This window comes from Streptomyces sp. GMY02 (genome assembly GCF_019056675.1).
Classification (GTDB): Bacteria; Actinomycetota; Actinomycetes; order Streptomycetales; family Streptomycetaceae; genus Streptomyces; species Streptomyces odonnellii.
Map to the genome: position 1 here is coordinate 2183591 of NZ_CP077658.1, position 24839 is coordinate 2208429.

At 68.0% G+C, this 24839-nt stretch carries 22 protein-coding genes and 1 pseudogene; 8 read left to right on the forward strand and 15 right to left on the reverse strand.

What is annotated here, in order from left to right:
• Nucleotides 1-214 precede the first annotated feature (214 nt).
• The 7 genes from rlmN to rpsB form a co-directional block, all read right to left on the reverse strand.
• Nucleotides 215-1321, reverse strand: coding sequence for a 23S rRNA (adenine(2503)-C(2))-methyltransferase RlmN (gene rlmN / locus KQY30_RS09010; RefSeq protein WP_217306393.1), 1107 nt, complete (start codon nucleotides 1319-1321; stop codon nucleotides 215-217).
• Nucleotides 1322-1500: 179 nt separating this feature from the next.
• On the reverse strand, nucleotides 1501-2340 hold the full coding sequence (locus KQY30_RS36280) for a GNAT family N-acetyltransferase (protein ID WP_254407027.1): 840 nt from the start codon (nucleotides 2338-2340) through the stop codon (nucleotides 1501-1503).
• Nucleotides 2341-2440: 100 nt separating this feature from the next.
• Nucleotides 2441-3526, reverse strand: a complete 1086-nt coding sequence (locus KQY30_RS09020) for a phosphatidate cytidylyltransferase (protein WP_217306394.1) — start codon at nucleotides 3524-3526, stop codon at nucleotides 2441-2443.
• Nucleotides 3526-4083 carry a ribosome recycling factor gene (gene frr, locus KQY30_RS09025; protein WP_046499668.1) on the reverse strand — a complete coding sequence of 186 codons (558 nt, stop codon included), beginning with the start codon at nucleotides 4081-4083 and terminating at the stop codon, nucleotides 3526-3528. The genes KQY30_RS09020 and frr overlap by 1 nt, the downstream gene beginning before the upstream one ends.
• Before the next feature lie 127 nt (nucleotides 4084-4210).
• A complete protein-coding gene (gene pyrH, locus KQY30_RS09030; RefSeq protein ID WP_046499667.1) occupies nucleotides 4211-4975 on the reverse strand; it encodes a UMP kinase in 765 nt (254 codons plus the stop codon).
• A 158-nt stretch (nucleotides 4976-5133) separates the two neighbouring features.
• Complete coding sequence (gene tsf / locus KQY30_RS09035) at nucleotides 5134-5970, reverse strand: translation elongation factor Ts (protein ID WP_046499666.1); 837 nt, start codon at nucleotides 5968-5970, stop codon at nucleotides 5134-5136.
• Nucleotides 5971-6068: 98 nt separating this feature from the next.
• Nucleotides 6069-6965, reverse strand: a complete 897-nt coding sequence (gene rpsB / locus KQY30_RS09040) for a 30S ribosomal protein S2 (protein ID WP_217306395.1) — start codon at nucleotides 6963-6965, stop codon at nucleotides 6069-6071.
• A 420-nt stretch (nucleotides 6966-7385) separates the two neighbouring features.
• Here rpsB and KQY30_RS09045 point away from each other — a divergent pair.
• Nucleotides 7386-7829, forward strand: a pseudogene (locus KQY30_RS09045) (peptidoglycan DD-metalloendopeptidase family protein); the annotation flags it as partial.
• 121 nt (nucleotides 7830-7950) lie between these two features.
• Here the strand turns inward: KQY30_RS09045 and KQY30_RS09050 are convergent.
• From KQY30_RS09050 to KQY30_RS09065, 4 genes are all read right to left on the reverse strand, one after another.
• Nucleotides 7951-8490 carry a TetR/AcrR family transcriptional regulator gene (locus KQY30_RS09050; protein WP_217310918.1) on the reverse strand — a complete coding sequence of 180 codons (540 nt, stop codon included), beginning with the start codon at nucleotides 8488-8490 and terminating at the stop codon, nucleotides 7951-7953.
• Between the two features lie 79 nt (nucleotides 8491-8569).
• Nucleotides 8570-9406, reverse strand: coding sequence for an RNA polymerase sigma factor WhiG (gene whiG, locus KQY30_RS09055; protein ID WP_217306396.1), 837 nt, complete (start codon nucleotides 9404-9406; stop codon nucleotides 8570-8572).
• Nucleotides 9407-9647: 241 nt separating this feature from the next.
• Nucleotides 9648-10814 carry a DNA-processing protein DprA gene (gene dprA / locus KQY30_RS09060; RefSeq protein ID WP_217306397.1) on the reverse strand — a complete coding sequence of 389 codons (1167 nt, stop codon included), beginning with the start codon at nucleotides 10812-10814 and terminating at the stop codon, nucleotides 9648-9650.
• Nucleotides 10811-12283 carry a YifB family Mg chelatase-like AAA ATPase gene (locus KQY30_RS09065; protein WP_254407028.1) on the reverse strand — a complete coding sequence of 491 codons (1473 nt, stop codon included), beginning with the start codon at nucleotides 12281-12283 and terminating at the stop codon, nucleotides 10811-10813. The genes dprA and KQY30_RS09065 overlap by 4 nt, the downstream gene beginning before the upstream one ends.
• Before the next feature lie 46 nt (nucleotides 12284-12329).
• On the opposite strand from KQY30_RS09065, the gene KQY30_RS09070 reads away from it, so the two are divergent.
• From KQY30_RS09070 to KQY30_RS09085, 4 genes are all read left to right on the forward strand, one after another.
• Entirely contained in the window at nucleotides 12330-13859 is a 1530-nt protein-coding gene (locus tag KQY30_RS09070) for an integrase (RefSeq protein ID WP_217306398.1), read from the forward strand.
• Nucleotides 13860-13936: 77 nt separating this feature from the next.
• Nucleotides 13937-15589 carry a hypothetical protein gene (locus tag KQY30_RS09075; protein WP_254407029.1) on the forward strand — a complete coding sequence of 551 codons (1653 nt, stop codon included), beginning with the start codon at nucleotides 13937-13939 and terminating at the stop codon, nucleotides 15587-15589.
• On the forward strand, nucleotides 15586-17724 hold the full coding sequence (locus KQY30_RS09080; RefSeq protein WP_217306400.1) for an integrase: 2139 nt from the start codon (nucleotides 15586-15588) through the stop codon (nucleotides 17722-17724). Before KQY30_RS09075 ends, KQY30_RS09080 begins: the two co-directional genes overlap by 4 nt.
• Nucleotides 17721-18137: a hypothetical protein gene (locus KQY30_RS09085; protein ID WP_031087648.1), complete on the forward strand. Its 417-nt coding sequence runs from the start codon at nucleotides 17721-17723 to the stop codon at nucleotides 18135-18137. Before KQY30_RS09080 ends, KQY30_RS09085 begins: the two co-directional genes overlap by 4 nt.
• A 222-nt stretch (nucleotides 18138-18359) precedes the next feature.
• Here KQY30_RS09085 and KQY30_RS09090 read toward each other — a convergent pair whose 3' ends face one another.
• Both KQY30_RS09090 and KQY30_RS09095 read right to left on the reverse strand, forming a co-directional pair.
• Nucleotides 18360-18614: a hypothetical protein gene (locus KQY30_RS09090; RefSeq protein WP_254407030.1), complete on the reverse strand. Its 255-nt coding sequence runs from the start codon at nucleotides 18612-18614 to the stop codon at nucleotides 18360-18362.
• 43 nt (nucleotides 18615-18657) lie between these two features.
• The gene (locus tag KQY30_RS09095) at nucleotides 18658-18822 is read right to left on the reverse strand and encodes a hypothetical protein (RefSeq protein WP_217311535.1); all 165 of its coding nucleotides are present in this window, start codon (nucleotides 18820-18822) and stop codon (nucleotides 18658-18660) included.
• A gap of 629 nt (nucleotides 18823-19451) precedes the next feature.
• On the opposite strand from KQY30_RS09095, the gene KQY30_RS09100 reads away from it, so the two are divergent.
• From KQY30_RS09100 to KQY30_RS09110, 3 genes are all read left to right on the forward strand, one after another.
• The gene (locus KQY30_RS09100; protein WP_217306401.1) at nucleotides 19452-19715 is read left to right on the forward strand and encodes a helix-turn-helix transcriptional regulator; all 264 of its coding nucleotides are present in this window, start codon (nucleotides 19452-19454) and stop codon (nucleotides 19713-19715) included.
• A 231-nt stretch (nucleotides 19716-19946) separates the two neighbouring features.
• A complete protein-coding gene (locus KQY30_RS09105; protein WP_217306402.1) occupies nucleotides 19947-21416 on the forward strand; it encodes a UvrD-helicase domain-containing protein in 1470 nt (489 codons plus the stop codon).
• A gap of 443 nt (nucleotides 21417-21859) precedes the next feature.
• Nucleotides 21860-22483, forward strand: coding sequence for a hypothetical protein (locus tag KQY30_RS09110; protein WP_254407031.1), 624 nt, complete (start codon nucleotides 21860-21862; stop codon nucleotides 22481-22483).
• A 10-nt stretch (nucleotides 22484-22493) separates the two neighbouring features.
• On the opposite strand, the gene KQY30_RS09115 is transcribed toward KQY30_RS09110, so the two are convergent.
• Together KQY30_RS09115 and KQY30_RS09120 are read right to left on the reverse strand one after the other, a co-directional pair.
• Nucleotides 22494-23654 carry a hypothetical protein gene (locus KQY30_RS09115; protein ID WP_217310922.1) on the reverse strand — a complete coding sequence of 387 codons (1161 nt, stop codon included), beginning with the start codon at nucleotides 23652-23654 and terminating at the stop codon, nucleotides 22494-22496.
• A gap of 37 nt (nucleotides 23655-23691) precedes the next feature.
• On the reverse strand, nucleotides 23692-24774 hold the full coding sequence (locus tag KQY30_RS09120) for an ImmA/IrrE family metallo-endopeptidase (protein WP_217306403.1): 1083 nt from the start codon (nucleotides 24772-24774) through the stop codon (nucleotides 23692-23694).
• Nucleotides 24775-24839: the final 65 nt, after the last annotated feature.

A 24839-nucleotide genomic window follows, 5' to 3' on the forward strand; every position in this document is an offset into this window, starting at 1 on the left:
GCGGATCTTCGTGGATCAGCCCGGGGCGGCTGGTGGAGGGGGTCCCTCCCGTGCCGTTCAGGCTACGGGGGAGCATCGCAAGGCGGAGGATCGGCGTTGTGGATGGCCCGGCCGTACTTGGACGACTCCGACAACGCAGCGAGGTGCCGCCCGCCGCGGCAGCGGCTGATGTCACTGCGGCGTTCCGGGCCCGCGAAGATCCGCCGGACAGGGCCTAGCGCTCCGAAGCGGCCAACTGCCCGCACGCCCCGTCGATCTCCTGGCCCCTGGTGTCCCGTACCGTCACCGGCACGCCATGGGCCGCGATCGCCTCGACGAACGCCTTCTCGTCCTCGGGGCGTGACGCCGTCCACTTCGATCCCGGGGTCGGGTTGAGCGGGATCAGATTGACGTGCACCCGCTTGCCCTTGAGCAGCCGGCCCAGCCGGTCGCCGCGCCACGCCTGGTCGTTGACGTCGCGGATGAGGGCGTACTCGATGGAGACCCGGCGGCCGGACTTCTCCGCGTACTCCCAGGCCGCTTCCAGCACTTCCCGTACCTTCCAGCGGGTGTTGACCGGGACGAGGGTGTCGCGCAGCTCGTCGTCGGGCGCGTGCAGGGAGACCGCGAGGCGGCACTTGAACCCCTCGTCGGCGAAGCGCAGCATCGCGGGCACCAGACCGACCGTCGAGACCGTGATCCCGCGCTGGGACAGCCCCAGTCCGTCGGGCTCCGGGTCGGTCAGCCGGCGTATCGCGCCGACCACCCGGTTGTAGTTGGCGAGCGGCTCGCCCATGCCCATGAAGACGATGTTCGACAGCCGGGAGGGGCCGCCGGGCACCTCGCCGTCACGCAGCGCGCGCATCCCGTCGACGATCTGGTGCACGATCTCCGCGGTGGACAGATTGCGGTCGAGACCGGCCTGCCCGGTGGCGCAGAAGGGGCAGTTCATCCCGCAGCCGGCCTGCGACGAGATGCACATCGTGACGCGGTCCGGATAGCGCATCAGCACCGACTCGACCAGCGTGCCGTCGTGCAGCCGCCACAGCGTCTTACGGGTGGTGTCGTCGTCGCACGAGATGTGCCGCACCACCGACATCAGCTCGGGCATCAGCTCTGCGGCGAGCTTCTCGCGCGCGGCGGCCGGGATGTCGGTCCACTGCTGCGGATCGTGTGCGTACCGCGCGAAGTAGTGCTGCGAAAGCTGGTTGGCACGGAACGCCTTCTCGCCGACCGCGGCGACGGCCTCGCGGCGCTCGGCGGGGGTGAGGTCGGCGAGGTGCCGCGGCGGCTTCTTGGCCCCGCGGGGCGCGACAAAGGTCAATTCTCCAGGTACAGGCATGGTGGATCCCAGTCTCGCAGATTCCCGCCCGTGGCCTGCCCCGCGAGCCGGGTGACGGTCGTCTCTGGTCGTCCTCGGTCACCTCGGGCCGTCGTTCGACGGCCGGCGGACGGCCCGGGTGCACGGTCATGCGCCCCAGCCGCCACCCTCGGAGAGCGGGTTCCCGTTCGCGTCGTACGTCACGCTTCAAGCCCCACGCACGCCGGGCCGGTCCCACTGATCACCCCCGCCGGTCGCTGATAGAGGGCGCCTGATCGGCGGTGCTCCACCGTGCGGACATGTGTGAACCCCTGCCGCTGGTAGTAGTGGCCGAGCTGCGCATTGGTCCTCCACGTGTCCACCCGGAGCCACGACTTCCCCGCTCTCTGAGCTTTCCGCGACGCCCAGTCAAGCATTGACGCGCCCACAGATCTCCCCCGGGCAACTGGGAGAACGATGACCCGATGGGCGTACAGGGCATCGGCGGGCATATCCTCAGGGGGCCAGAATTCCGAGTCGGCAGATTCATCCACCGTGATCGTGCCCATATTCACGCCGAAATCGTGAACGATGTAGGCCGTACCGCGCCCAACGTCGCGTGAGATCTTCTCGACGCTGGCGGGGTACTGCCATTGATCGATCCCCCTTTGCGCCAGCGCTCTGGACGCCTCGTCCCACATCGAGGCGATTACGTCCACATCACTGGACACTGCGGGCCGGATGGTAATTCGTTCACTCATTTGGGCGCGTTCCCAACTCGTTCGGAGTACATTGCGGCCGGTGGGCATTGCGGTCACCGTGACCCGAACAGGGCCGCTCTCCGCGTATCCCGTGCGACTCGTACCCAGGTGTATCCCGTGCGCAATGCAGGTAATCACGCCTTCCGGAATACCGGCGGGTTCTGCAAAGGACCGAATCCCCGCTTCCAGCGCCGGCTTCGTGGCGATGCCCGATGACGCCTTTTCGACACTTACCGCGATGGTCCGACTCGGCGTGCGGCCCCGCTCTTGAATGTCCTGCGCCCATGCGGTCGCAGACATGCGGCAGGGGCCCGCTGTCCTGTGGACAACGGGCCCCCGTACGGTATCGCCGCTGGTCAGGCCCTTGGCCGGGCCCGGTTCGGCAGGAACCTGCGAAGCGTCAGGAGCCTACGAAGATCAGCAGCAGCAGCCAGACCACCGGCGCCGTGGGCAGCAGGGAATCGAGCCGGTCCATGATGCCGCCGTGCCCCGGCAGCAGCGTGCCCATGTCCTTGATGCCGAGATCCCGCTTGATCATGGACTCGCCGAGATCACCTAGCGTGGCACTCGCCGCGACCGCCAGTCCGAGCAGCAGCCCCTGCCACCAGATTCCGTCGTGGATCAGGAACTGCATGCAGAGCGCGCCGGCCACCATGGCGAAGACGACGGCTCCCGCCAGTCCCTCCCTGGTCTTGCCGGGGCTGATGCGCGGCGCGAGCTTGTGCGTACCGAAACGCCAGCCGACCGCGTACGCGCCCGTGTCGCTGACGACCGTCAGCACCATGAACATCAGCACCCGCCACGGCCCGTCGTCCGGCCTGAGCATCATGACCACGAAGGTCGCCAGGAACGGTACGTAGAACACGGCGAAGACCCCGGCGGTGACGTCCTTCAGATAGCCCTCCGGCCGCTGGGTCATCCGCCAGACCAGCACCGCGAGCGCCGTCAGGGCCATCGCGACCCAGGCGCCCTCGGCACCGCGCACATATCCGGCGACGACCATCGCGGCGCCGCCGACGGCCAGCGGGACCAGGGGCGCCTTGATGCCCTTCTTCTCGTCCAGCCGCGAGGTCAGCTCCCACAGCCCCACGACCACCGCGACCGCGACCACGCCGACGAACACGGCCTTGACGACGAAGAGCGACACCACGACGAGCAGCCCCAGGCCGAGACCCACGCCTATGGCCGCGCGCAGATCACGGCCCGCCCGCTTCTTCTGGGGTGGTGGCTGAGGTGCTCCCATGGGCTCCTGTGGAGTCTCGTCACGGAACGGGGGGCGGCCCGGCCGGGCGGCCCTCCGGTCGTCATCCTGGTCCCCGCCGCCGGCGGGTCCGTCGGGCACGATGGGCATGGGGCGAGTCTGCTGTGTGTCCAGCGCGTCGTACGCGGGACCCGCCGGGGCGGCCCCGTGGTCGGCCGGTCCCCAGTAATCGGTGTAACCGGAGTAACCGGCCGCTGACGGGGCCCCCCGGGAAGAGTCGTTCATCAGACCTCGAGCAGCTCGGCTTCCTTGTGCTTGAGCAGCTCGTCGACCTGCGCGACATACTTCGCGGTCGTGTCGTCGAGCTCCTTCTCCGCGCGGCGGCCCTCGTCCTCGCCGACCTCGCCGTCCTTGACCAGCTTGTCGATGGTCTCCTTGGCCTTGCGGCGTACCGCCCGGATCGAGATCTTCGAGTCCTCGGCCTTGGTCTTGGCGACCTTGATGAACTCCTTGCGGCGGTCCTGGGTCAGCTCGGGGAACACCACCCGGATGATGTTGCCGTCATTGCTCGGGTTGACGCCGAGGTCGGAGTCGCGGATCGCCTGCTCGATATTGCGCAGGGCGCTCTTGTCGAACGGGGTCACCACGGCCATCCGCGCCTCCGGCACGGCGAACGAGGCGAGCTGGTTGATCGGGGTCAGGGCACCGTAGTAGTCCGCCACGATCTTGTTGAACATCGCTGGATGCGCCCGTCCTGTGCGGATCGCGGCGAAGTCGTCTTTGGCGACCAGGACGGCCTTCTCCATCTTCTCCTCGGCCTCGAGGAGGGTCTCTTCGATCACCACTTGCTCCTGCGTGTCTTGAGTGGGCCCGGTGTGCGCAGCGGGCCGTCGGAACCTGCGTCGCGTCTACTCCTGCACGGTGTCCGACCGGCAGGGCTCTGTCCATCCCGTACGGGGCGGCCCCGGATCAGGTCCGGGTGCCCTGGTCGCTCACGAGCGTGCCGATCTTCTCACCCTTGACCGCACGCGCGATATTGCCTTCCTTCAGCAATTCGAAGACAAGAATCGGCAGCTTGTTGTCCTGGCACAGCGTGATCGCCGTCATGTCGGCGACACGCAGATCGCCCGCGATCACCTCGCTGTACTCCAGCGCGTCGAACTTGACCGCGTCGGGGTTGGTCTTGGGGTCCGAGTCGTACACCCCGTCCACCCCGTTCTTACCCATCAGCAGCGCCTGGGCGTCGATCTCCAGGGCGCGCTGCGCGGCGGTGGTGTCGGTGGAGAAGTACGGCATGCCCATACCGGCGCCGAAGATGACCACGCGGCCCTTCTCCATGTGCCGTACGGCGCGCAGCGGGATGTACGGCTCCGCGACCTGGCCCATGGTGATGGCGGTCTGGACGCGGGAGTCGATGCCTTCCTTTTCCAGGAAGTCCTGGAGGGCCAGGCAGTTCATGACCGTACCGAGCATGCCCATGTAGTCGGAGCGTGCCCGGTCCATGCCGCGCTGCTGGAGCTCGGCGCCCCGGAAGAAGTTGCCACCGCCGATGACGACCGCGATCTGGGCGCCGTCCCGCACCACGGCGGCGATCTCGCGGGCGATGGCGTGTACGACGTCGGGGTCGACGCCGAGCGCTCCCCTGCCGGCGAACGCCTCACCGGACAGCTTCAGCATGAAGCGGCCGTGCTTCGTACCGTCGTCGCTCTTGTCGGCTTTGTCGGCCTGTTCCATGGAGATCTCCTCGTGCACATACGAAGAAGGCCATTGCCGGGGGTCCTCACGGGTTCCCAGTGCGGCAATGGCCTCCTCGTCAGATCTGCGGTCGCCGGGCGCGTACGCGGACGACTGCGTCAGACCCTATCGGGATCTTCGGTTGATCGCGTACGGACTCAGATGCCGACCTTGATGCGCGCGAAGCGCTTCAGGCTGACACCGGCCTCGTCCAGGACCTTCTGGACGGACTTCTTGTTGTCCTTCGCGAACGCCTGCTCCAGGACCACGACCTCCTTGAAGAAGCCGTTGACGCGACCCTCGACGATCTTGGGGAGGGCGGCCTCGGGCTTGCCCTCCTCGCGCGAGGTCGCCTCGGCGACACGGCGCTCGTTCTCGACCGTCTCGGCCGGGACCTCGTCACGGTTGAGGTACTTCGGGGCGAAGGCGGCGATGTGCTGCGCAACGTCCTTGGCGACCTGGGCGTCTTCCTTGTCCAGCTCGACCAGCACACCGACCTGCGGCGGGAGGTCGGGCATGGTGCGGTGCATGTAGGCGGCGACATAACCGCCGGTGAACTGCGCGAAGCGGTCCAGGACGATCTTCTCGCCCAGGTTGGCGTTCGCCTCGTCCACATACGCCTGAACGGTCTTGCCGGCCTCGATCTCGGAGGCGAGGAGCGCCTCCAGGTCGGCCGGGGAGGTCGCGGCGACATGCGCGGCGAGGGCGTTGGCCACATTCTGGAACTTGTCGCCCTTGGCGACGAAGTCCGTCTCGCACTTCAGCTCAAGCAGAACGCCGGAGGTCTTGTCCTCGGAGATGAGGGAGACGACCGCGCCGTTCTCGGCAGAACGGCCCTCGCGCTTGGCGACGCCCTTCTGGCCCTTGACTCGGAGGAACTCGACGGCGCTGTCGACGTTGCCGTCGGCCTCGTCCAGTGCCTTCTTGCAGTCCATCATGCCGGCGCCGGTGAGCTCGCGGAGCTTCTTGACGTCGGCGGCGGTGTAATTCGCCATGATCTGTAATTCTCTCTCGAAGGTCTGAAAGATCTACGGGGGAACGGCGGGGGCCGTGGTGCCGGCCCCCGCCGTCGACTGCCGGAACCGGTAAGGGGTCAGGCCTGCTCGGTGTCCACGGCCGCGGCGTCCGCGTCGGCGGCCTTCTCCGTCTCGGCGGAGGTCTGGACCTCGGCCTCGGGCTTGGCGGCCGTGGCGGCCGCGTCATCGGCCTTCTTCTCGCCTTCGAGCAGGTCGCGCTCCCACTCGGCGAGGGGCTCGCCCGCGGCCTTCTCGCCCGGCTTGGAGTCACCGGTGGCGACACCGGAGCGGGCGATGAGGCCCTCGGCGACGGCGTCGGCGATCACACGGGTGAGCAGGGTGACGGAGCGGATCGCGTCGTCGTTGCCCGGGATCTTGTAGTCGACCTCGTCGGGGTCGCAGTTGGTGTCGAGGATCGCGACGACCGGGATGTGGAGCTTGCGCGCCTCACCGACGGCGATGTGCTCCTTCTTGGTGTCGACGATCCAGACGGCGCTGGGCACCTTCTGCATCTCGCGGATACCACCGAGGGTCTTCTCCAGCTTGGCCTTCTCGCGGGAGAGGACCAGCAGCTCCTTCTTGGTGAGGCCGGAGGCGGCCACGTCCTCGAAGTCGATCTGCTCAAGCTCCTTCAGACGCTGGAGGCGCTTGTAGACGGTGGAGAAGTTGGTGAGCATGCCGCCCAGCCAGCGCTGGTTGACATAGGGCATGCCGACGCGCGTCGCCTGCTCGGCGATGGCCTCCTGGGCCTGCTTCTTCGTACCGACGAACATGATGGAGCCGCCGTGCGCGACGGTCTCCTTGACGAACTCGTAGGCGCGGTCGATGTACGACAGCGACTGGAGCAGGTCGATGATGTAGATGCCGTTGCGCTCGGTGAAAATGAAGCGCTTCATCTTCGGGTTCCAGCGGCGGGTCTGGTGACCGAAGTGGACGCCGCTCTCCAGCAGCTCCCGCATCGTGACGACGGCCATGGCCGTACTCCTTGAGATACTCGGTTGTCGCGTCCGCCGGACGGCGGCCGCACCTGACGCCCCGGTGCGCTGTGCCACGGAGGACCGAGAAGCGCTGACATCGGCGCGAAGGGGCCGATGGCGGGGCGTGCGAAGTCGACCCGGTGACCCGGATCGCCACAAGAAGTGTACGGGACCGTCGCACCCCCGGGTGACGGCGATATCCACAACCGGTCGGCGGTCCACAGTTCCGGGGCATGATCAGCGCGGTTGTGCCGGGTACGGCACGGTGGGGACATGATCACTGTCCGTGTTGGTGTGCGTGCCGTTGTCTCCCTCTCGTTCCTCTTCTCCCTCTTCTTCTCCCTCGTCTTCTCGCTCTTCACCGCTGATTCCGCGGCCGCTGCCACTGCCACTGCCGATGGGGGCGGCGACGGCGGAGGCCAGGCCTGGCCGGTGGGGGCGCGGCCGGTGGTGCTGCGCGGCTGGGAGCCGCCGGAGTCGGCGTACGGCCGGGGGCACCGCGGGGTGGATCTGGCCGCCGCGCCGGGCTCGGTGGTACGGGCCGCTGCCGGGGGCCGGGTGTCGTTCGCGGGCCGGGTCGCGGGCCGCGGGGTGCTGGCGATCGCTCTGTCGGGGACGGGGGCGCCGCCTCTGCGGATCACCTACGAGCCGGTGGAACCGCTGGTCTCCAAGGGGGATGCGGTGGCTCCGGGGCAGGTGGTGGCCCGGCTGGGCGCAGGCTCGTCGCACTGTGCCGCAGGCTGTCTGCACTGGGGGCTGCTGAGGGGCACGGTCTATCTGGATCCGCTGTCCCTGCTGCCGCCGGAGCTGCTGCGCCGGGGCCCGTCCCGGTTGCTCCCGGTCGTGGGTGTCCCCGAACCGCCGATGGCCGTCCTACCCGGGCCGGCGCCTTCTGCCGCGTCGACGGCGGGCGGTGCGGTGCACACGGTCGTCCTGCTGGCGATGGCGGTCTGGGTGCATCGCGCGGGGCGGCGCCGGGGGCTCAGCTCCGTACGCCGCGCAGGGCCATGGAGACCGCGGCCTCGGCGATCTCCTCCGGAGTCTCGGCCGCGCCCAGTTCGATACGGCGGACCGCCGCGTCCACGACGCCCTGGAGCAGCATCGCGGCGAGCCGGGGCTGCTGGTGGCCCAGTTCGGCGAGGGCCTCCACGATCATGGCGATCAGGCCGCCGTGCGCGGCACGGATCTTCTCGCGGGCCCCCGCGTCGAGCTCGCTCGCCGAGATGGCGACGACGGCACGGTGACGCCGGTCGCCGACCAGCGCGAGCTGCTGCCGTACATACGCCTCGATCTTGGCCTCGGGGGTGTCCGCACCGGCCATGGCCGCCTCTACCTCGGCCGCCCAGAGGGGGAAGTCCACGGCGCACAGCTCTTCGACGACGGCGGCGCGGGAGCGGAAGTATTCGTAGACGGAGGACCTGGCGAGGCCCGTGCGCTCGGCGAGGGCGGGGAAGGTCAGCGCTTCCGTGCCGCCTTCGGACAGAAGGGAGCGTGCGGCGTCCAGGAGGGCGCCACGCTGCATGGTCCGGTGCTCGGCCACGGAGGCCGCTCGAATCCTGGGCACGCCTCCACTTTACGGATGGGGCGGCCGGGGTACAGCGTCAGCGTCCCACGTCGGCCAGCTTGGCCCGCAGTTGGAGCACCGACTTCGTATGGATCTGGCTGACCCTGCTCTCGGTCACACCGAGGACATGGCCGATCTCGGCGAGGGTGAGGCCCTCGTAGTAGTAGAGCGTGACCACGGTCTTCTCGCGGTCGGGGAGCGTATTGATGGCGCGGGCCAGCAGTCGTCTCAGCTCGCGGTCCTCGGCGACCTCCACCGGATCGTCGGCGGCGGTGTCCTCCAGGGTGTCCATCAGGCTGAGCCGGTCGCCGCCCTCGCCGCCGACATGGAGCAGTTCCTCCAGCGCCACCACGTTGGCCAGGGACAACTGGCTGAAAACGGCGTGGAGTTCCTCCAGCGCGATCCCCATCTCCGCGGCCACCTCGCCCTCGGAGGGCGTGCGTCTGAGCTGCGCCTCCAGCGTGGCGTAGGCACGCTCGACGGCTCTGGCCTTCTGCCGTACGGAGCGCGGGATCCAGTCCAGGGCCCTGAGTTCGTCGATCATCGCGCCGCGGATCCGGGTGATCGCATAGGTCTCGAACTTGATGGAGCGCTCGATGTCGAACTTCTCGATCGCGTCGATCAGCCCGAAGACCCCGGAGGAGACGAAGTCGGCCTGCTCGACATTGGACGGCAGTCCCACACTGACCCGGCCCGCGACATACTTCACCAGCGGTGAGTAGTGCAGGATCAACTGCTCGCGCAGCCGCTCGTCGCCCGTGGTCTTGTACGACCGCCACAGCTCTTCGAGCGACGAGGGCGCTGGGGGCCGTACGGCGCTCCGGGCAGCCGGGGGCGCTGCCGCGCGGTCAGACCCGGAGGTGTGCTGGGGCATGCGTTGCCTTGAGCCGTTCTGCTGTGAAGTGCGGGGGACGTCTGCTGGGGCCGGAATGCAGGTGAGCGTAGCGTGGCTGAGCCGTCGCGCCACCCGAGGAGCGGACGGCCGCGCCCGTCCCGGTGGACGCCTTCGAGCACATCTTCGATCCCGGGCCGACACCGCTCGCGCCGGCCCGCCGGGCGGCACCGACGGAGTTGCAGGGATCATCGCTCTCACCTTTTCACCCGAATGCCCCAGATCAAGCACCGCCTCGCCGCATGGTGACCGCCGGAGTCGCCGGGCCGGCCAACTGCCAGCCGCCGCCGTGCCGTTCGACAAACCCCAGCGAGTGGAGTTCGTACAGCCTGGCGAGAGCCTCGTCCGGAGTCGTGCCCGCGCCCCGCGCGATCTCGGGCCCGGCGGCGCTGCCCCGGGCGGGCAGCGCTTCCAGGACCCGGGCGCTGAGCGGGTCGAGCAGGTCCCTGGGCAGTACGGGGCCCCGGCGGCACGGGGCCAGCTCGCCGATGTCGCCGACCAGCTCGGCCACTTCGGCGGCGTCCGTGACCAGGACCCCCTCACCGCGCAGCAGTTCGTGCACGCCGGCCGACAGTCCGCTGGTGACGGGCCCAGGCACGCCCATCGTGAAGCGGCCGAGCCGCTGGGCGTCGCGGGCGGTGACCAGTGAGCCGCTGCGGTACTCCGCCTCCACCACGACGGTGCCCCGGGTGAGCGCGGCGATCACCCGGTTGCGCAGCACGAATCTGCTGCGGGTGGGGTGGTCGCCCGGCGCCAGTTCGGCGAGGACCAGGCCCTGTTCCACGATGCGCCCGATCAGCTCGGCATGACCGCGCGGATAGACCACGTCGACCCCGCAGGCCAGCACCGCCACGGTCGCCCCGCCGGAGGCCAGGGCGCCCCGGTGGGCCGCGCCGTCCACCCCGAACGCGGCGCCGGAGGTCACCACCCAGCCGCGTTCGGCGAGCCCCGCGCCGATACTGGCCGCCATATGTGCCCCATACGAGGTACACGCCCGGGCGCCGACCACGGCCACGGAGCGCAGCGACCAGATCCGCAGATCCGGGCTGCCCCGCACCCAGAGCCCGATGGGCCTGGCATCGCCGAGGTCGTCGAGCTGGCTGGGCCACTCGGTGTCGCCCGGACAGACGAACCGGCCGCCGAGCCGGGTGACCGTCGCGAGGTCGCGCTCGGGTACGGCCGCCAGGGCCCGGGCACGGTAGCCGTCGAGCCGCTGCTCCCCGACGCCGGTGAGCCGGCCTCGCCCGGCGCCGGGCGAGGTGAGCAGCGCAAGCAGTCCGGTGGCGCCGAACTCCCGCAGCCACCGGCCGCCGTGCTCGTCCCCGGGCTCCAGCACTCGGGTGAGCGCGGCCCGCGCCAGCCGCTCCGCCGGGCGGGCACCGGACGTCATGTCACACCTCCGGCCACCGGCACGGCGCCCCGGGCGATACCGGTGCGCAGTTCCAGCGCGAGCGCGACATCCCGGGCCTCTGGGCGGTCGCGCCCGGCGAGATCCGCGACGGTCCAGGCCACCCGCAGCACCCGGTCCAGGCCGCGCGCGGTGAGCAGTCCGCGCTCCAGATCGCGTTCGGCCGCGGCAAGCGCGCCGGAAGCGACCGGCCAGCGGGTGCGCAGCTCATGGCCGGGCACCTCGCTGTTGACGGCCCAGGGTGTGCCGTCCAGCCGGGCCGCCGACCGCGCCCTGGCGTCCCGTACCCGCTCGGCGACCGCCGCCGTGGGCTCGCCCCTGCCGCCCTGTCCGATCAGGTCCTCGCGGTGGACGGGCCGGACATCGACACGCAGATCCACCCGGTCCAGCAGCGGCCCGGACAGCCGCGACTGGTAGCGGCGGATCGCCGAGGGCGGGCATTCGCATCCGGCGCCGTGCAGGGTGTGCCGACCGCAGGGGCAGGGATTGGCGGCGAGGATCATCAGGAAACGGGCAGGGAGCCGCACCACCCCCGCGCTGCGTGCCACCACCACGTGCCCCGATTCCAGCGGCTGGCGCAGAGCGTCCAGGGCCCGCCCCGAGAACTCCGGCGCCTCGTCCAGAAAAAGCACACCTCGGTGAGCCAGGGACACCGCGCCCGGTCTCGGCAGTCCGTTGCCGCCGCCGACCAGGGACTGCATGGTGGCCGAGTGGTGCGGTGCGCAGTAGGGCGGCGTACGGACCAGGGGCTCGCCGGGCGGCAGGATGCCCGCCACCGAGTGCACCGCCGTGACCTCCAGCGACTCCTGCCGGGTCAGGGGCGGCAGCACCCCGGGCAGCCGCTCGGCCAGCATGGTCTTGCCCGCACCCGGCGGGCCCTGGAGGAGCAGGTGGTGACCGCCCGCCGCGGCCACTTCCAGGGCCGTACGGGCGGGAGCCTGCCCGGCGACGTCCGCGAGGTCGGGCCGGTGTCCCTCGCTCTGGCCGTTGCCGGCCGCCAGTCCCGTGCCGACCCCCGCGCCCGGCACCATCAGACCCGCCAGCATCGCGTCCGGGCGCCCCGCCACGGTGTCCCGGGGCTCGTCGGGCACCGCGTCGTCGGTCAGCACGGCGATGAGCTGCCGCAGGCTCCGTACCCCGAGGACCGACACGCCCGGCACCAGGGCCGCCTCGCCCGCGGTCTGCTCGGGAACCACCACCTGCTGGTAACCGGCCTCGGCCGCCGCGAGCACCGCGGGCAGCACCCCGCGCACCGGTCTGACCCGTCCGTCCAGGCCCAGCTCCCCGATCAGCACCAGATCGGCAATGGTCCGGGGATCGATACGCTCGGCAGCCCCGAGCACCGCCGCCGCGACGGCGAGATCGAATCCGCTGCCGCTCTTCGGTACGGAAGCGGGGCTCAGCCCGACCGTGAGTTTCTTCTGCGGCCACTCGGCGCCCGAGTTCACCACTTCCCTGATGATGTGATCTGTTCAAGCGCACAGGGAGGGGCTCGGGTTGAGAGAGTGGCACGTGGTGTGGGTTCCAGATTCGGGGCAGTGGGGAACGCCGCCTACGGACGGCAGCTTCGGGGTGCATGACCTGCCGGGGGCGGTGGCCCGTATCGGTCTAAAGCCCGGCGATCCTGTGTACGTCAGGCCAGACGGCATGGTGGACCGGGATTTCTTGGATCTCGTCCGATCCACGGTTTTCCGAAACCTGGAACGGGAGACGAAGAGGAACTACGGGACGGACTACCGGCTACTGCTGAATTATCTGTCCTCGCGCGGGCTGTCATGGAGGGAAGCGACGCCGCAGGTTTTGGAGGATTACCGGGACTGGCGGTGCGATGCCCCAGAGAATCCCACCCGGATCAGCGGCACAAAGTGGGACCGCGAGGCTGCAGCGTTCACGAAACTGTTCAAGTGGGGCAAGGTCTGCCCTTTGCCGGTAGATGTCTCGCGAAGCGAAGACCGGGCGGCGGACTCCGTCAGCTCTCGAGTGTCGTGGGGGACCCCGCGGACCTGGGGTTTGTGGTCAGACATCGGGTTGCGCGGTCACACCCGCGCCGGTCTCGCAGCGCCGATGTGGGAATCACGGACTGAGCTGCGGAACACGAGCTTCGTACAACTGCTGCTGAGCTCGGGCCTGCGGCGACAAGAAGGCGGTTCGCTGCTCCTTTTCGAGCTGCCGACTCAGCGCCTGCGCCATGGCCGCTACATGCATGGCCGCATCGCTGGCGCGGTGACCAGGTCGAAGAACAGTCGGACGTACTACGCGTCAGTGGATTCCGTCGGCCAGGCCGAGGCGTACGTCGAATCGGAGCGGGCGTGGGCGGTGCAACGCGCCCAAGAGGCAGGCCGCTATCAGCGTCTGCCGATGATGCGGCTGGTCACACGGGTGACGCATGGTCTGAAACCGAAGGTCGAGTGGGTGGATTCGGACGGCGTTGTCGGTGGCAAGGAGCTCAGCCGTCTGGGCTGGCGTGAGCGGCAGTGGTTGTTCGTCGAGGGACCGGAGGGGCCAGAGCCAGCGTGGTTGTGGCTGACGGAACAGGGTCTACCGATGGCCCCTGACCGATGGAACAGTGTATTCCGGATAGCCAATCTGCGCTGCGAGATGACCCTCCTGACAGAGGAAGAGCGGAAGATCCGGCGGCAGTTCAGGCTGGCAGAGGTACAGGGCAAGACCCCGTACATGACGCCCCACTCTTGCCGGCACTCGATGGCGCTCTACATGCTGATCTTGCTGAACGAGCTGTTCGAGAAGCGCTACGGGCTCACCAAGAAGGACCGGCGGGACTTCGCGTTGCTGTTCGGCGACCCGTGGTGGCTGGTCAAGACGTTGCTGGGGCATGCGGACGTGGAGACGACGAAGCGGCACTACCTCGCCCCGGTCGCGCATCTGCAACTCGAGTCGATCCTCGCTGCTGCAGAGACCGCTGATGAGGGCAAGGATGTCGAGGATCTGGATGGCGTGTTCGCCCGGCTGGCCCGGGAGACGGCGGGCATCCAGGACATCGACCTGCTCCTCGGGGCAGTGTCGTGAGCGGGCGGGGACACAGGGCCCAGCCCCCGCCTCCCGACCATCGTGTCGAGCCGGCGCTGGTCCCAGGGTCTGTCGTCGTGACGGTCATCAACAAGGCCGGTCACAGGGCAGAGTACGACTTCGGCGGCCTTGAGGTGGCTGGACCGATGCAGCGGTCGCTGGCCGCAGCGTTTGCCGCCCAGTCGCGCAACTGGACCAGTCACCGGACGGCAAACACCTGCTGGAGCAAGATCGGGCTGTTCGCTCAGTTCGTCGGCTCGTTGGAGTGCCCGCCCGATGACCTTGACGGTCTGACGGTCGCCGCGCTGCAGAGCTGGCGGGATAAGCACATTGACACAAACAGCGGCAGAGGCCTGCTCAGCGTAGTGCGCACTCTGCTGCGGCAGGATCCACGGCTGACTGCCGGGCCGGCGGCGGAAGAACTGGCCCGCCGGATTCCATCGCCGGCACCCAGTAAGCAGTCCTATGAGCAGGCCGAGCGGGAGAGGGTGGTGCTGACCGCTCGGCGCCAGTTCCGCGCAGCCTTTCTCCGGATCAGTGAGAACACTCGACTGCTGGAGGAGTGGCGGGCGGGCCATCTTGTTGCAGGCAGCCGCGAGTGGAAGATCGGGAACATTCTCGATCACACCGCCCGCACGGGGGACGTGCCGCGCACGACCTATCCGGGCGGGCAGGTCCACGTGACGCATCGCAAGCTGCTGGGGGGCAACCGTTCGGAGAAGACCTGGGGCCGGTTGTTCCTCGACCGCTCGGAGCTCACGGCGCTAGCAGTGCTGCTGACCGACCAGTTCGGATGGAATCTGTCCCAGTACGACTGCATGCCAGTGCCGACTGCGGCGCCGTCGGCCGGTGAGACAACCTCGGTGACCTACCAGATTCAGGTCGAAAAGCACCGCGCCGGTAAGGGGCGGTGGTTCTCCACCGAGAACGTGACCGATTCAGGGGCCGACTCGCCCGGGAGGCTGGTTACCCAGGCGCTGACGGCCACGGCTCACGGTCGTGCCCTCGCAAACATGCTGGTGCCGGGAACTGACCTGTTGATGGTCGCTCGAAGCCACCGACCCGAGCAGAAGCATAGGGACTTGGACCGGCCCGCCTCGCTAGGCCCGCTGGATTTCGGGATCCCGGACGATCTGGCGTCGTGGTGGGCGCGCGGCCAGGGACTGGGCGGGTCGCCGTTCCAGCGGGCTCGCCGGACCACGGTGACCCATGTGGGCCGCCCCTTGCAACACACGCAGGGCACCCACGAGAGCATCTACGTTCTGCCCGACCCGCAGGTTCAAAAGGCCTCTCGTGGTGTCTTCGAAGCTGGTGCTCTGGAGGCTCTGGATCAAGCCCGCTCCACCGTCTTCGGCGGGAAGATCGCGGACTCGCCGGACCCGAACCATCAAGAGACGGCAACAGCGGACTGCGAGGACGAGGGCTCCAGTCCTTGGCCAGCTCCCGAGGGCGGTTGCGGGGCAGACTTTCTGCTCTGTTTGGCCTGTCCCAACGCCCATGTCCACCCTGGCCATCACCCGCGGCTCGCGTACTTGTACCAGCAGATCCTGAGTCTGCGGTCCGTTATGGACGATCGCAGGTTCCGTGAGCGCTGGGGCGATCACGTGCTGCGGCTTGAGAACCTGCGCGACAAGATCGGTCTGACCGCCTGGACGGCGGACCCCGGCCGGGTCAGCGACAACGACCGCACGATTGTCCGGCTTCTGTTGAAGGAAGACCTCGCGCCATGACCAGCCTTGCCGAAGCCGACCCCTACGTCCTGTCCCTGCCCGGACCGGACAGCCCAGCGATCCTGCCGCAGTGGATCAAGCCCGGCAATGTGCACGCCAATGCCCGCTACGGCGCAGCCATCTGGCCCCTGGCCCCGCTCATCGACAATCCCGGCACCAGGCTGTTCACGATCTACTGGAGGGGCTGCCCGGCCCCTTTCCTCGATCAGGTCAAACTTGCCACCTGGACGATGATCAACGGCCGGCTCCGGCCGACCTACCTCCAGGACCGAGGGGCCCGTGCCCGAGGCAGAACATCCGCCGCGGATATGCGGGACACCTGCTACGAGTGGCTGATGCTGGCGCGCTGGCTGCACGTACGCCGCATCACGAGCCTCGGCACCTGCACCGAGGATGTGTGGCGCGCCTATATATCCGAGCGCTTGGCCGACGGCGTGATCCGTGGCAGCGCGGAAAAGATCTGCGCGCGTTTGACGGATCTCTGGGCATACGATCAGCTCAGTGCCATCCCTGCAGGCATCACCCGGCCTCCCTGGGAGGAGGAGGGGGTCGACGACTACCTGCCTTCGGCTGATGGCTCGCGCGCAGAGAACAGCATGGAACCGCTCGACCCGAAGGTCCTCGGTCCCCTGTTGGTCTGGGCGATCCGGTTTGTTGACGACTTCGCCGACGACATCCTCGCGTCCTGGCGGGCGCGGGAGCGCCTGCTCGCCACGGCCGCGAACAACGGGGCTGGCCCAGAGGGCTTGGCAGCTCTCGCCCAGCTTCTGCTTCCTGCGGTCCGGTCAGGCGAGCCGCTTCCCTCCGTGCAGATGCACGGCCGGCGCAGTCTGGCGCGCGCATACGTGGCCGCCCTCACCGGTGCGAGCCTGAGCCAGGTCGACCGGTTCAACGAGCGGCATCGGCTCTCGGAGTTGGCTAACGCACGGCCGGGTCCCTGTCCTTTGCCGGTGCCGGTCACCGGGCAGATCAACGGGAATCCCTGGCGCGAGCACATGGACTTCGATGAGGCCGGCGAGCTCATGCGGCACCTCGGCACCGCAGCGGTGATCATCTGCCTCTACCTGACAGGTATGCGTCCGCAGGAAGTGCAGGGTCTGCGGTCTGGCTGCTGCCCTGACCCGGAGCCTGCCGCCGACGGCACGCCCGGTCGTCACCTGATCCGCAGCCGTCAATACAAAAACGTCACCGACGAGGACGGCAACCACATTTCAGCAGGCGAGGAACGGGAAGTTCCATGGGTTGCCATCACGCCGGTCGTGCACTCCATCCGTGTCCTCGAACGCATGGTGCCTCCGGGGGAAATGCTGCTGAGCTCCTCCCACCACGACTACATCTACCGGCGCAGCCTTCACGGAGTGCTGAAAGGTTCGTCATTGAGGGACCGGATTGAAGACTTCGTGGCATGGGCGAACCACGAGGCGCACGTCCATCAGCTACCCGACCAGGTCATCCCCGAAGATCCGCATGGAGCCATCGGGATGGCGCGGTTCAGAAGGACTCTGGCCTGGCACATCGCCCGCCGCCCAGGCGGGTTGATCGCGCTGGCGATTCAGTACGGGCACATGCGCACCGTGCTGAACGCCCGCACGTCCAGTGCTTACGGTTCCCGTAGCCGGGGCGGCGTCCACAGCGTCCTCGACGTCGAAACTGCGCTGGCTGCCGCAGACACCGCCGCTCACCTGCGCGACCGTCTCGCCAACGGAGAGAAGATCTCTGGCCCTGCCGCCCGCCGGGCCATCACCGCTGCGGCGTCGACCCCCCGGTTCGAAGGACGGATCGTCCCTCGCACGTTCGCGAAGAAGGCGGCCAAGTTCCTGGCCCGTGACGGTGTCGTGCTCTACGACAACGCGGACGCGTTCCTGATCTGCGCATTCAAGCATGACAACGCGCTCTGCGAGCCCGAACCGGGCGCCACTGCACCGAGGCAGTACGCCTGTCAGACAGGCTGCGGAAACACCGTCCGCACCGATGGCCACGCCCATGACATGCGGGAACGAGCCGATGAGATCGACCAGTTGGCCGCCGCGGCACCCGAGAAGATCGCCAGGCGCCTTCGACGCAACGCCGACAACCTGCGCGTCGCCGCCGACGCCCACGACGCCACCGCCCAGAGCGCCGAGGACCTCACATGAACCCACAGCACCACGACGAGCGCACCCGCATTCGCGAGGCAATGAACCGGCTTCTTGCCGGCCAGGCCACCGTTTCCAACGGCGGCCTCACCGCCACCGCGCTCGCAGTAGAGGCGGGCGTCCACCGCATGGCACTGCTCAAGCGCCACGTCGACCTGAAGAATGAGTTCTACCAGCGTGTCCGCGCCGAAACCCAGCAGGTACCGGAGCCAGAACAGCGGCTGCGGGAGACGGTCGCCAAGCTCAAGAAGACCCTCGACAACAAGGAGAAGGAACTCAAAGAACTCCGTCAGCTGGTGACCAATCTGACGCTGGCCAACGCCGTCCTCACCCATCAACAACACACACCACTGCCCTCGCCGGACCTCCTGGCTGCGGACAACGTCATCCCGTTCCGCCCACTCGACTCCTGACGCGGTCCGGGGATCGGCATCGGCACGCCGTCCCAGTTCAGACACTCCCTCCCCCGCGGTGCACGACTATGTCGCGCTCGCCGGGGGGCGTCCTGTGGTTCCGTACAGAGGCTAGACGGCGCGGAGCCAGCCCGGTCTAACCTGGGCCGCCTGGCTCTGCTTCCGACCGCCCACGGCGACCGGCACTGCCTTCGGATTTACGTCGCAGGTCACGGCGGCGCATCAGGCTGCAGCGCCGAGCTCTTCGCGAGGGCGGTGGATGAACTCGCGGACGGCCGGCTCGCGCCGCCAGGGGGCGAGGACAGTGTTGAACTCGCGGACGTAGTCCTTGGCGCGGGCGGATTGGACGCGGTCGAGAATGTCGACGGACCGGTTGCCGAGCTCGAGACCGTGATCCAGGTCGCGGGCCTGGAGGTGGGCGGTCCCGACGATGGCAAGGCACATGCCGACTGAGCGGGTGAAGACCCCGGTCGGCATCGCGGTGGCCTGCTGGTTCCAGGTCAGGGCGGCCTTCGGCTCTTCAGGTCGCGGTGCGCGACAGCGGCTGGAGATATCTGCCGATTCTGACCTGATCACACTCCAGCGGGCTGACGAACGTGTACCTGCCCCAGAGCACAGCCACCAGTTCCGCCCTGGCCAGATCCAGTAACGCGGCGGGGTGTCTGCAGATCCACTGGGCGAACACGGTCTCCGTCTCACAGCGCCTCCACCCACTCGATGGGCTCACACGTGAGGTCCGAAACCGCCTCACCCACGGGCGCCCGCACATGGCGGCCGGCCGCGTCCTGCGGGGGTTCAGGGACGGTGGCGGCGCAAGGGATCGCGGCGGCGCACGCAGCGCAGGCATCCGCAAGGTGCCAGGTGAGGCCGCGGTCCGCCCGGATCAGCAGGAGCCGCAGCGGACCGGAACACGGCCCCTGGCGCCCGTGCCACACACAGCCCCTTTCCCGACACTGACAGGTACGCAGGTACGCAGGCAGCCGGGACTCGACGAAGTGGCCCGCAAGATGCCGGCGGACCTGCAGGACCCCATCAGCGCCCACGGCCACGAATGACTGCGGGCAGGCACTGCACGTCAGCACGGGCCGCCCCGCCGAACTGCTGATCGTGACAGTCCAGGCGCGTGCGGACAGAGCCATGGACATCGGTCCCTCCAAGCCGTGAGCAGTCAGCCGCCCACCCTGCATCCGGGCGGCTCCGGGCGCGGAACACCGTAGTGCAGACCCCTGCCCTATCGGAGCCAGTCCTTACCGACACAAAATAGGGCAGAGGTCTGCACTGCCAGGGCAGGTGTCTGCACCGTCGGATGGATGCGTGACGATCATCCCGCCGCCGGAGCCCGACCCGACGGCACTCAGGCTCTCCCTCGCTCGCCTGCGTGCGCAGCGCAGGTGGAGCTATGACGAACTCGCCGCGCGCAGCGGTCTGTCCCGTCGGACTCTGATCGAGATCGAACAGGGCCGCACGATCGGCACGCTGGCCACTTGGCACGCTCTCGCCCACGCCTTCTCCATCCCGCTGGGTGAGCTCCTGGATCCGCTTTGCGCGGGGCACGAACCTCCGAAGTCCGGCGCCTGAGCACAGCCGCCCGTCGGCCACCCGAACGTGGTGGCGCTCTCGTACGTGCGTCTTGGATTCGGATTCTTGTCGCCTTCTTGTCACCGCATCGGGCGGACCGGGCGGCGTGTACGTAAGACACGGGCGGATGCGTTGGCACTTTTTGACTCCGGCACCTGCCCAGGGTGCGGCCCTTTCCCTGTGCCCACTTGTCTGTGGCGCGGGCTTCGAGCTTCCGGAGAGATCTGTTCCATGCCCTTTTCCCCGACCGACGAACAGGCCGCCGCCCTGGAGGCGTTCCGCAACGGTGGCCATCTCGCCATCCAGGCAGGCGCGGGCACAGGCAAGACGTCCACGCTCGTCTTCCTCACGGAACAGATGCCGCTGCGGCGTGGGCGATACCTCGCCTTCAACCGGGCTATCGCCCTGGACGCCGCCGCTCGCTTTCCTTCGGCGGTCCAGTGCAAGACGGCCCATTCGCTGGCCTATGCCGCGCTCGGCCATCGCTTCCGCGGCCGCCTGAATGCTCCTAGGCGGCCTGGCTGGCGGATCGGGCAGGACCTCGGCCTTAACGCCCCGGCCGGCATCGGCCGGGCGGGGCTGATGCCGGCCACGCTGTCCAACGCCGCACTGCGGACGGTGACCCGTTTTTGCCAGTCGGCCGACATGCAACTGGCCCACCATCACGTTCCGCGCCTGCGGGGCTTGGACGACAAGGACCATGCGGAACTGGCCGACCTGATCTTGCCGTACGCGGCGAAGGCGTGGGCCGATCTGCAGGACCCTTACGGCGGCGCGGTCCGTTTTGAGCACGACCATTACCTGAAGATGTGGGCCCTGACCGAGCCGGTCCTGCACGGCGACTTCCTCTTGCTGGACGAGGCCCAGGACACCAACCCCGTTCTCGAGCAGATTGTCCTGGCCCAGCAGGAGCGCACTCAGATCGTCATGGTCGGCGACTCGGCACAGGCCATCTACGGCTGGCGCGGTGCCCGGGATGTGATGGCGCGGTTCACCGGCGACCACCTCACACTCACCCGCTCCTTCCGTTTCGGCCCCGCACTCGCCACGGAAGCCAATCGCTGGCTCACACTCAGCAACGCTCCCATCCGGCTGACCGGGACACCCGACATTCGCACCACGGTCGGATCCGGTGCCGGGCGCCCGGATGCGGTCCTGTGCCGTACCAACATCGGCGCGATGACCGAGGTCCTCGGGCGTATCGCTGCTGGCGTCGCAACGGCGCTGGTCGGCGGGGGTGAGTCGCTGCGCGCCCTGGCATGGGCCGCCCGCGACCTCATCCAGGGACGCCGTGCCCACCACCCCGAACTCGTGCTGTTCACCACCTGGACGGCGCTGCGCGACTACGCCGAGCACGACCCCGCCGGCAGCGACCTGCAGCCCTTCGCCAACCTCGTCGACGAGCATGGCCCCGACGCCATCCTGCAGGCCGTCGACCGACTCGTTCCCGAAGACTCGGCCGAGGTCACCGTCTCCACCGCCCACAAGGCCAAGGGCCGGGAATGGGCCCGGGTACGCATCGCACCCGACTTCACGCCGCCCGCCGACACCGATGAGGTCGACGCCCAGGGCCACCCCGTTCCTCAGCCCGTCGATCAGGCAGAGGCCCGCCTGGCGTACGTCGCCGTTACCCGGGCCCGCCACCACCTGGACCCCATCGGCCTGGCCTGGATCAGCCAGCATCCCGACAACCCAGCCTGAACCCGAGCACCCCGGTACTCGCCGCAGCGAGTTCTGGCACAACGCCCAAAAGGACCGAGCGTCGCTCAGTCGTCCCATAGCGCAAGACGCTTCGCTGGTTTGTCCTGAGGTTCCCATATGATCGATCGCAAGCTGGAAGCGCCCGGACCGTATGCCAAGTTGACCATTGTGGAGCCGTGAAGGCCCGCACTAAGGTCAGGGCTGTCAGTCTGCGGCAGTGCGGGATTGACCGCATTAGCCTGACCTAGTGACTGAGTCCAGAGCCCGTGACCCGGGCGGCAGCGCCTCAGTTGTGCAGTGCGGCCTGCCGCGATGGATACGACACCGAGCGCCTTCAGCGCTGGCGCAGAGCGCCGATTCCATGAAAGGTTTGCTACCGGTGGGTAAGTAGGCGGTCCTCAGTGAAGGGCTGGCTTCCTCGGGGCGAGGGTAGAGGTAACGGCATGGCTGTGGCGGCGCAGGGTCCGGCGGAAGTGATCTCCGGTGCGGCGCCAGGCACCCTGTTCCCTCGCGGCGCAGACTTGGGCGTGTTGAACATGTTCGGCGTCGATGCCGTAGTTGCCTATAGAGCAAACCGTCGGGAAATCGAACGGCGAGCCGCTGTGGGCGCAGCGGAGCTCTCCGATCGCCGTGCGCTTGACCTCTTGATGAACCTCCCGTTGGGAGTCGCGGTTCCTGTGAAATCGCTCAGCGAAGCGGAACGACGCAGGTTGAAGCAGTTGCCACGAGGCTCTGTGTCACGCCCTGACGGTGTAGTCGTACGACAGGCGACCCAGCCGATCCAAATCGACCTGGCCGTCGTGCCCGGCCGAACCTGGACGGAGACCAAGGAGAGGGCGGAGTGGTTCACCCCATTCTGTGCTCGGGCCGTGTTGCTTGACGGGCCGCTACGGCGTCGAGAGGACGCCGCGATGGAGGCAGACTTTTACGGCATCGGTCTGCTGGTGACGACGGGTAGCAACGTCGAGGTGGTAGTGCCCCCTCGCCCGTTCGTCCGGCGACGGTACACAGCAGCCAGTTGGCAGCTTGTTGAGAACGCATACCGGCAGCTTTCACCAAGCCGGTGACGCAAGGAGCTCATGGCGTCACAGGTAGCGTAGCCCAGGCTCTCAGCGGCGCAGGAACCTGGAAGCCGGCCTTGGCATTTGCGGACAACCCAAGACGTTGGTTCTCCAGTGCGTACTGATCGACGGCAGCAGCGCACCTATCCCGCCACCACTCCTTACGCTCCAGCCCCGGCTTGCGGCTAGCGATCTCAATCACCCAACTGCTCCACGAGCTGATGTTGTGATCCTCCGACTCGCGCCGGACCTCGCCGCTGGCATCGTAGAAGCGGTCCAGCCCCCGACCATCGCATACGTCGCAGGTACAGGTCATCGGTGGGTCATTCATGTAGATGCGGTCCAGCGACCGAGCACCCTTAAAGCACATCAGGCTCGGCAGCAACACTGAGGGATACTGAGGACCCCCCTGGTTCTCCTTGCTGACCTGCGGCTTTTCGCCTGGCGGGATGCTGTGACGACGAGCACTGTCGGCGCCAATCCCGGAGAACAGAGCACCGTGAGCCAACGCGTCCAGCGCTGCCAGGTCGCTGCGTAGGACGGCTACGTCAGGCCGCTCGCTGACGACCCGACGCAAGTTCGCCGGCACGTCCTTCGCCTGCTCCATGGGATCAAACTGACGGATCGGTGTGAGCGCCTTCGGATGCGGAATGCGCTCACACGCGGCGATCAGCTGGCCGACGTACTCCTCGGTGAGCCAAACGGTGTCAATCGGCAGATGCACGATGGTGTCCGCCCGCTCGATGCGTTGCGACTGCTCCATCACGGCTTTGAGCGCCTTCGAGGCTCCGGGCGGGATGTATCCAGTCGGCGTAAGGGCAGCACTCACGCCACGGGCCTTCTGCATCTGCAGCTCGGTGTCGACGGTGGCAAACAGATCATCGCCGTCGAGCAAGAAGGGCTCGTCCTGGGTCGCCGTGTGAGTTGTGTACGCCGCGATGTCGATCAGGAGTGGACCATCGTAGCCAGACGCCCGAAGGTGAAAGGCACGCTCTCCTGCCATCTCCCCTGTCATGACTATGCCGCCGAAGTCGCCATTGAGCGGAGACCGCATCTGCGGGATGAAGTTCGCGTTCTCGTGCAGCAGTACACGCCCCTGCAGCAGAGGCGCAGCCGGCACCGACGCATCGAGAATCCGCAAAGCGGGCGTGCGGCCGGGGAACGGCGGGTTGGCCATTTTCACCTACCTGTTGGTGAGTCCAGCAACCCCACGGTCACCGGATAGAGGAAGGACACGAGTAGATCTCGGTGAACTCCCCGAGTTCCAGACCAGCAAGGTGAGCCGCCTGGGACAGGTCGAGGTGGTGCTGTTGCCTCAGCCGGGTCACGACCTCAGCAAGGTAATGCGGGGTCTCGCGTTCGAAGGGAACGGGCTCGTTGGTGCGGTAGCCCAGCCCGGACATCTCTACCATGAGCGAGCGGTATTGCCATTCGGAGAGAACGCCGAGCGACTTGGCTCGACGAGCCAAGGCTGCCATGGATACTCCCCACCTGGGTTTGAGCTCCATCAGCCGCGCCAAGTCCACGCCCGGTTGAAGATCAGCCAGGACTGTCTCGTGCGGCATGAGGAACTCGGCTGCAAATTGGTCTGCTTGCTGTTCTTGCGAGCGAGCATCCCCAGGCGTGGTGTGCATCACAGTGTGCCCGAGCTCATGAGCAAGGCTGAACCGGAATCGATCTCCAGGAGCTGTTGAGTTGAGTAGGAAAAGCGGTCGCTGACCTTGCGGCCAGTGACTGACGGCATCAAGATCGCGAGTTTGCAAGTCACGTACTACGAGCAGGGCACCCGCAGCCTCAAGTACCTCTACCACGTTGGCAATTGGGCCCGACGGGAGTCCCCATTCAAGCCGCAGTGTCTCCGCAGCATCAGCTGGCGTATCCAGGTCGTCGACGGCGATGTGCCGGAAGCCATGCTTATCACCCTCGCGGCCCGCACCCATGATGGCCTCTGCTTGAAGGCGCGTCACCGCCAAGGTCGCGTGCACGCGCCGAAGTGCCAACGCGCCCATGGAAGCGCGCTTTCGGTGATGCACGAGACCAACGCCCACCCCGCCACTGTCAGTGGTGCGGCATAGCATCTGTGGTGTGTACCCAAGCGCAGACGCGAAGAGGGCGAGACGATCGCCTTTCACGACGAGCCGCCCAGCTTCAGCCCGGCTGACGTATCCCTGCGACACAGCTTCGCTGCCTGCGAGGCGTGTCATCTCGGCCGCCAGATCGGACTGTGTCCAGCCGCGGGACTCGCGGGCCAGCATCAACGCGGCAGGGTGCGCGACCAAGTCGTCGAAGCCCTCCATCTCACACACCTCCCCTGCCCCGGCATCACGCCTCCCACACAGTACACCGCCACGGGCCATGCACA

Bases quoted from the DNA above. Each gene is read 5' to 3' on its own strand.
- rlmN (WP_217306393.1), bottom strand. From the start codon at position 1,321: ATGCCTGTACCTGGAGAATTGACCTTTGTCGCGCCCCGCGGGGCCAAG.
- KQY30_RS36280 (WP_254407027.1), bottom strand. From the start codon at position 2,340: ATGTCTGCGACCGCATGGGCGCAGGACATTCAAGAGCGGGGCCGCACG.
- KQY30_RS09020 (WP_217306394.1), bottom strand. From the start codon at position 3,526: ATGAACGACTCTTCCCGGGGGGCCCCGTCAGCGGCCGGTTACTCCGGT.
- pyrH (WP_046499667.1), bottom strand. From the start codon at position 4,975: ATGGAACAGGCCGACAAAGCCGACAAGAGCGACGACGGTACGAAGCAC.
- tsf (WP_046499666.1), bottom strand. From the start codon at position 5,970: ATGGCGAATTACACCGCCGCCGACGTCAAGAAGCTCCGCGAGCTCACC.
- rpsB (WP_217306395.1), bottom strand. From the start codon at position 6,965: ATGGCCGTCGTCACGATGCGGGAGCTGCTGGAGAGCGGCGTCCACTTC.
- KQY30_RS09050 (WP_217310918.1), bottom strand. From the start codon at position 8,490: ATGCAGCGTGGCGCCCTCCTGGACGCCGCACGCTCCCTTCTGTCCGAA.
- whiG (WP_217306396.1), bottom strand. From the start codon at position 9,406: ATGCCCCAGCACACCTCCGGGTCTGACCGCGCGGCAGCGCCCCCGGCT.
- dprA (WP_217306397.1), bottom strand. From the start codon at position 10,814: ATGACGTCCGGTGCCCGCCCGGCGGAGCGGCTGGCGCGGGCCGCGCTC.
- KQY30_RS09080 (WP_217306400.1), top strand. From the start codon at position 15,586: ATGACCAGCCTTGCCGAAGCCGACCCCTACGTCCTGTCCCTGCCCGGA.
- KQY30_RS09085 (WP_031087648.1), top strand. From the start codon at position 17,721: ATGAACCCACAGCACCACGACGAGCGCACCCGCATTCGCGAGGCAATG.
- KQY30_RS09090 (WP_254407030.1), bottom strand. From the start codon at position 18,614: ATGCCGACCGGGGTCTTCACCCGCTCAGTCGGCATGTGCCTTGCCATC.
- KQY30_RS09105 (WP_217306402.1), top strand. From the start codon at position 19,947: ATGCCCTTTTCCCCGACCGACGAACAGGCCGCCGCCCTGGAGGCGTTC.
- KQY30_RS09110 (WP_254407031.1), top strand. From the start codon at position 21,860: ATGGCTGTGGCGGCGCAGGGTCCGGCGGAAGTGATCTCCGGTGCGGCG.
- KQY30_RS09115 (WP_217310922.1), bottom strand. From the start codon at position 23,654: ATGGCCAACCCGCCGTTCCCCGGCCGCACGCCCGCTTTGCGGATTCTC.
- KQY30_RS09120 (WP_217306403.1), bottom strand. From the start codon at position 24,774: ATGGAGGGCTTCGACGACTTGGTCGCGCACCCTGCCGCGTTGATGCTG.